Annotated in this window: 2 protein-coding genes; both read right to left on the bottom strand. The window is 34.5% G+C overall.

What is annotated here, in order from left to right:
• Nucleotides 1-339, bottom strand: a 339-nt coding sequence (locus UEQ13_RS00040) for a hypothetical protein (protein ID WP_329804334.1), incomplete at its 3' end; no start/stop codon positions are given.
• Nucleotides 339-2,270, bottom strand: a complete 1,932-nt coding sequence (locus tag UEQ13_RS00035) for a phage tail tape measure protein (RefSeq protein WP_329804333.1) — start codon at nucleotides 2,268-2,270, stop codon at nucleotides 339-341. The genes UEQ13_RS00040 and UEQ13_RS00035, both read right to left, overlap by 1 nt.
• Nucleotides 2,271-2,350 lie beyond the last annotated feature (80 nt).

Here is a 2,350-nt window from a genome sequence, read left to right as displayed (position 1 = left end):
TCCACGACCACCGTTAACTTTGGTAACTCCAATTATTTTTTCACGATTAAATGAAACTACCGTTGAAATTGGTAAACGAAAATCCGATTTTTGAATATCAACTATTTCGCCATTTGTATTGTATGCTTTATAAGTTCCTTCCAAAAACGTTATTGGTGAAACTATAGGAGTTCCTAAAGCTGTAACATCAGTAACTTCATCGGATTCAATTACGGAAATTCCATTAAACAGCCCGTTAGGGTCGTTAGGTTTGTCCTCAATTTCAATACCATACGAATCACGTATTTTTAGCCCAAAGGCTTCTAAAAACAAATTCGGGATGTTATATTCTGTTGCCATTAGTTTGCTGCTATTAATGCGTCTTTAATTGTGTCGTTTATTCTACCAACCACATGCTCTGTAATTTTTTCAAAATTTTTCAAATCTTCTTTTGCTACTTTGTAAGTATTATAAACATTTAATGTCATATTTATAATTCTTGCAGTTCCAGAACTTGATGATGTTGATTTATCTGTAGCTGATGGTTTTACAGGAGCAATTGGAGGTTTTGAAAGGTTTTCTGGCTTAAATTTGTCTTCTGGAATTACATTTGGTTTTTTCTTTTGAGGTACTTTTTGTTCTTTTTCTCCTTTAGTTACTAACTTGCTTTCAGTTCTAAATTTTTCGATTTTTTTAGCCAAAGAATCTAAGCCAACCATTTCAAATAATTGTTGCATTGGTTTTAATATTGCGTCTAAAATAACCATTCCCACACGCTTTAAGCCTCCAATAATTCCATCTGTTTTAAAAGCAGTTTTAATACTTTCCCAATGATCATAAATTGATTTAAAAGCTCCAATTACTAAACCTATTGGTCCTAATAACAAACTCATTGCTGCACCCCAACTATCCCAATAATTTATAATCGTGGCAACCACCGCAATAAGCGCTACAACAGCAATAATTACTGCTCCAATTGGATTAGCAGAAATTGCAGCATTTAAGTTCCATTGTGCAATGGTTTGAACAATTGTAGAAGCTTTTAACATTTTGTATAAACTTGATAGAGCCATAAGTCCTGGTGCTAAATTTACCAACTTCATCATTCCATCCAATCCAACATCAATAAAAGGTAACATTTCGCCAGTTGCTCCATAAATAGAAAGTTTTATATCATCAAAATAAGATGTAATTCTATCCTTTTGTTCTTGGTAACTTGTACCCATTGTAGCCGCCATATCCGAAAGAGCAGATTGATCATCAAGTATTTGACCAGTATACGTTTTAAGCAATTCGGTTTCATTTAACAAACCAGTAATTGCTACAACATTTTCTTGACCAAACATTGCGCCCAGTAAAGCATCATTACCACCTAACTTTTTAAGCTCCGTAATTCTTTCGGCTAACGTCAAGTTTTTATTTGCTAAAACGTCAACATCAACACCTGCACCTTTCAATTGTTCACGGACTTCTTTTGGCAAAAATTCCTTTTTACCTAATATTCCTAAAACGTTTCTAAGCGCGATACCTCCTTCAGCACCTTCTTTACCATATTTACCTAAAACTTGTAATGCTCCATTAGTTTCAGCAAATGAAACATTCGCGTTTTTTGCAACAGCCCCAACATTGTCAATTGCTTGTGCTACTTGATCAACTTCTTGATTACCTACTTTTGCAGATGCAACAATTTGATTTAACATTACATCCATTTCATTAGCTGCTTCTGCTGGATTTGATAAATCAACACCGAATTGATTCATAACACTTGAAGCAGATTTTGTTGCTCCTTCCAAATCACCATGCATTGTTTCTGCAAGTTTGGCTACAGATGTACCCATTTGGTCAAGTGCTTCTGGACTATCGGCAATTTCTGGAGTCAATTTAGAAAGCAATAAAGTATAACTTCTAATATTGTCCTGTGCTTTACTACCAAACTCTTTTGCTGTATCACGTGCATTTTCTCCAATTTGAGCCAGAGCTTCATCAGTTATACCAGTAATAGCTTTCAATTCTTTCAAAGAACTATCGTATGCGTATGCACCTTGTGCACCATCCAAAAAAGGTTGCCCTAAATTATTAAGTGCGTTTGCACCAGCTTCAGCTGCTAATATTTTTAAAGATTGATTTGGTTTTTCAAATGCCTGTGCAGCATCATTTCCCATTTTTTCAACCTTCTTGTCAACTCCATCTATAGCGATTTCCATTTTGTCGATAGAAGCTGTAACCTCTTTTACTGGTTTAGTTATCTTATCTACAAGTTCGAGTATCCAATTTGAAGTTTGATCTGACATTATTCGTTTTCTGGTTTAGCTTGAAATAGTTTAGCTAAAACTGTCGCTAAAATTTCGGTGTCTAATTTTTTTAAAAATTG

The sequence above is a fragment of the Flavobacterium facile genome (assembly GCF_036321945.1).
GTDB lineage: Bacteria > Bacteroidota > Bacteroidia > Flavobacteriales > Flavobacteriaceae > Flavobacterium > Flavobacterium facile.
Note: the sequence above shows the minus strand (reverse complement) of the source record. Positions and strands in the feature narration are given on the sequence as shown.